This is a genomic window from Planomonospora algeriensis (genome assembly GCF_977012225.1).
On the sequence record NZ_CDRNDK010000504.1, the window covers coordinates 1 to 4,210 of the forward strand.

Annotated in this window: 1 protein-coding gene and 1 pseudogene; both read right to left on the reverse strand. The window is 73.7% G+C overall.

Going from position 1 to position 4,210, the window contains the following annotated elements; genetic code table 11:
* Positions 1-105 precede the first annotated feature (105 nt).
* Complete coding sequence (locus ACWJ6R_RS31220; RefSeq protein WP_449065662.1) at positions 106-2,598, reverse strand: ATP-binding protein; 2,493 nt, start codon at positions 2,596-2,598, stop codon at positions 106-108.
* Between the two features lie 115 nt (positions 2,599-2,713).
* Positions 2,714-4,210: pseudogene (locus ACWJ6R_RS31225) on the reverse strand (hypothetical protein); the annotation flags it as partial.

The following is a 4,210-nucleotide window of genomic DNA, read 5'->3' on the forward strand; positions in this document are numbered from 1 at the left end:
GCCCGCGCGTCCTCCGCCGGCCCGTCCCGGTCTCCCCGGCCGCCCGCGCCGCCCGGTCCGCCCGCCGTTCCCGCGCGGAACGCCTCGGTCTCTCGTCGGAGTCCTTCATGACCTCGCCTCCAGCGCCGTAGTCCCCGGCCTGCCGACTCTGCCGCCCTCCGACAGATCGTGCACGTTGTCGTCGGGCTTGTCATGGGTGGGATTGGTGTCGAGCCGTCGCAGCAGCTCACCGGAGACGAGGTCCACCCCGATCCGGCCCGCCCGGCCGTCTAGGTCGCGGAAGACGCACTCACCGTTGCCCAGGGAGCGCAGCACCGCCTTGTGCTCCTCGGAGGGGTCCACCCCGAGCAGCGCCATCACGTTCTCCACCTCGATCCGCTCGGTGGAGCGGAAGGCGAAGACGGACGACAGGCAGTTCGTCACCTGCTCGTTCAGCAGGTCGCCGGCGTTCTGCGAGACCAGCACGAGCGCGGTGTTGCGTGAGCGGCCCATCCGGCTCACCTCGGGCACCAGCTTGGCGCCCTCCGGCGTGGAGGTGATCGCCCAGGCCTCGTCCAGGAAGATCGCCTTGGGCGTCCGCCGGTCGAGGCCGTTCATCAGCCCCCGGGCGAACTGCGCGACGAGGTAGAGCAGGGCCACCGACAGGCGCTGCTCGTAGGAGTAGTCGTCGCGGCCGGTGGCGGCGTCCGGCAGGGTCAGCCCGCCCAGGGTGAAGACCGTGGTCCAGCCCTCGGTGTCGATCTGGTCGCCACCGGAGGGGTCGAAGCAGAGCCGGGCCAGGTGCATCTCCGACATCGAGCGGAGCACCGCGCCCAGGTTCTTCGACGCGGCGTCCCCGGCCTGCTCCAGGAAGTCGACGACCTTGCCGAGCGAGGGGTCCGGCCCGTTGGAGACCGCCGCGACCGCCTGGATCATCGCCGACTCGCGCTCCTCCGACATACGCGGGAGCAGCAGCCGCAGGGTCTCGGTGGCCATCGTCTTCTTGGCCGCGAGGTCGTCGCCGAACGAGAACGGGTCGAGCAGTCCGGGCGCGGCCGAGCCGAGCGGGATGATCCGCGCCTTCCTGCCCCGCTCCTGCAGGAGCCGGACCAGGGAGTCGGCGTCGCCCTTGGGGTCGATCACCGCGACCGTGACCCCGCGCAGCGCCATCTGGTAGATCATCAGCAGCGCCAGCGTCGTCTTGCCGCCGCCCGGCTCACCGGTGATCGCGATGGCCGTCGGCCGGTTGCGCGCCGCCGCCACCAGCGGGTCGAAGTGCACGATGCTGCGGGCCCGGCCCAGGGTCTCCCCGATGTACGGTCCCATCCAGCCGGCGTTCGTCTCGTCCACCCGGTCGCCGAGGTCCACGGTGGCCGTGGCCATGCCGCCCGCGATGGTGCGCAGCGGCTGCCGCTGGGCGTAGGCGTTGACCCGGACCCGCTCGCCGGGCAGCGCCTCGCAGAACAGCGAGAACTGGTCGCCGGTGGAGTTGACGATGTCGATGCCCATGTCGCGGTAGTGCTCGACGACCGCCTCGACCCGCTGCACGCAGATCTCCTCGGTCGGCGCGGACACGATCAGCCGGTGCCAGCCGTACACGAAGGGCAGGCGCTCCTTGGTGATGCCGTGTTCCAGCATCCGGGCCGCGTCGATCTGCTCGGCCAGGGCCAGCGGCGCCTCCGCGCCCGCCTCCCGGATGTGGATGTCCATGTCGCGGGCGTGGGCGAGCTTGCGCGCGACGTCCTTGCTGGCCTTGACCGGGGAGATCAGCCGCATCCTGGAGCTGATCTCGACGGGGAAGGGCATCTGGTCGGCGAAGTGCATCCACGGCTCCCCGTCGGGGAAGGCCATCAGGTCGGGGAAGCGGGCGAAGGACAGGTGCGCGACGTAGGACTCGCCGTGCGGCTGCTCGACCCTCAGCAGCGACCTGCCGTTGTGGATCTGACCCTCGACCAGGGACTCGATCTCACCCCTGCCCCACCGCCTCTTCGGGCTGGCCGAGGGCGGCGGGTCCCCGAGGGAACCGGTCGCGGCGTGCTGGAAGAGCCAGGCGATCTCGGTGGAGGTGGCGTGCCGGGCGTACAGGGCGCTGGCGGCCAGCGCCCGGCCGAGCCGTTCGGCGTGCCCGGTCCACTTGGCGACCTCGGCCTTGGGGACGTGGTCGTCCTCCAGGCCCAGGGCCTTCTCCCCGCGCTGGTAGAAGCCGAAGAGCTGGGAGAACACCCCGTCGCCCAGCTGCGCGCCGCGCGGGCCGAGCCGTACGCCGAGGTAGACCTCCTTGGTCCAGAAGTCCTTGGCCCAGACGTGCCGGTACAGCTCCTCGAGGTAGTCGCGCCAGCCGGGGCCCTCGTCGGAGGTGGTGTTGAGCGCCAGCGCCCACTCGGCGGCGGGGTAGGTGCGATGGGCCACCCTCAGGTGCACCTCGGCGTCCGGCATCCGGATCGCGGCCAGCGCGATCGTGATGTTGGTGGCCAGCGCCTCGCGCTCCTCGGGGGTGATGAACTCGTAGCTCACGGTCGGCAGGCGGAAGTAGGCCCACGCCGAGGAGTCGGTCAGCAGGATCCGGTCGTCGAAGTACCGGACGGCCAGGCGGCTGCGGGCCCGCGACGCGCGGCTCATGCCGCCGCCTCCGCCGGTCGCGTGGGCCCGGCCGCCATGCCCGCCCGCGGCCCCCTCCGCCGTCCGTACGAATCGTTCCCTCACAGGAACATCACGTCTTCTCCCGCCCCGGGTCTCACTGGGCCAGCTCCTCCTCGCTCGTTCGGTTCGTCCGCATCGCTCCCAGCCCGGCCACCACGACCCCGGCCAGGGCGAGGTAGGCCCGGCGGCCCGGCGCCCGCAGATGAGACGGCTCCACCCGCTCGGACCTGCCGGGGGCCAGCTCGTCCTCCCAGGGCACCCGCACGATCGCCCGGCACCGGCCGCGGGCGACCGCCTCGGCCTGCTCCACGTCGGCCATGCTGCGGCGGCTCACCCCGTTGACGACCATGATCGCCCTGCGCCGGAGGTCCGTGCAGCCGTGCCCGTCGAGCCATTCGTACGTCATCGCGACCGCGTCGGCCCCGTCCTCGCTGGCGGGCGCCACCATGATCAGCTGGTCGGCGTAGGGCAGGACCCGCGCGGCCAGAGCCGCGGCCGGGTCCACGACGACCAGCTTGTAGTGGCGGTCCAGCAGGTCCATCGCCTGGCCGAGCCGCCGGTCGGAGAAGAGCGCCCGGTCCGACAGCCGCTGCTCGGCGCCGGCGTCGGTGTCGCTGCCCAGAACCTCCAGGCCGGAGGCGCAGCGACTGGTGTAGGCGCGCATGCCCAGGTATCCCTGGACCCCGTCCAGGCCCGCCAGCAGGGAGCTCAGCGTCTCGGGCGACTCCCCCCGGACCCGGCCGGACAGGGCGTGCGCGCCGGTGCTGGCGTCGACGGCCAGCACCCGCTCGTCGCGGAGGCGGGCGAGCGTGTGGCCGAGCATGAGCGCCGTCGTGGTCTGCCCCGCGCCGCCGGTGCAGCCCAGCACCACCACCCGGCGGCTGCCGCTGAAGGCCCCCCTGGCGCGCGCCTCGTCGACCTCGGATCCGTCCGTACGGCTCCCGCTCCCCGGCCCCATCACCACCTGGGCCAGCCGCCGCCAGCCGCCCTCGGAGTCGCGGCCGATGACCGACTCCACCCGGCGGACCTTGGGCTCCGGCTGTCCCGGCGGCGCCGTGGGAGCGGCGGGAACCGGAGCCGCGGGGGTGATCTGCGCGGCGGGGACGGCGGGAACGGCCCGGATCGAGACCCCGCCCGGTACGATCGCCGTCCGCTCCTGCGGCCAGGACTTCCACCCGTCCCCGGAGTCCCGCACGTCCCCGGCCTGTGCATCCCTGGCCGGTGCGACCTCGGCCTGTGCATCCCCGGCCGGTGCGACCTCGGCCGGTGCGACCCGCACGGGCACGGGCCGGGGGCCGGTCGGAGCCGGACCGGTCCGCGCCGGATCCGCCTGAGGCGGGCGGGTCTGCGCGGGCCCGACGAACCGCGGCATGATGCGCGGGACCGGCGGGTGCTCCCGGCTCTCATCGGGTGCGGCGGGCAGGCCCGACGCGGTGGACGGGACAGGTCCGGACGGCGCCGCGGACTCGGCTCGCTGGACCTCCCCGGAGGCGGCGAGCCTGCGCAGGCGCCGCAGCGCCTCGGTGTCGATCGGAGTGGCCGGAGCCGACTCCGGCTCCGGAACGGACGCGGGGGCCTCCGGCGGCGCGGA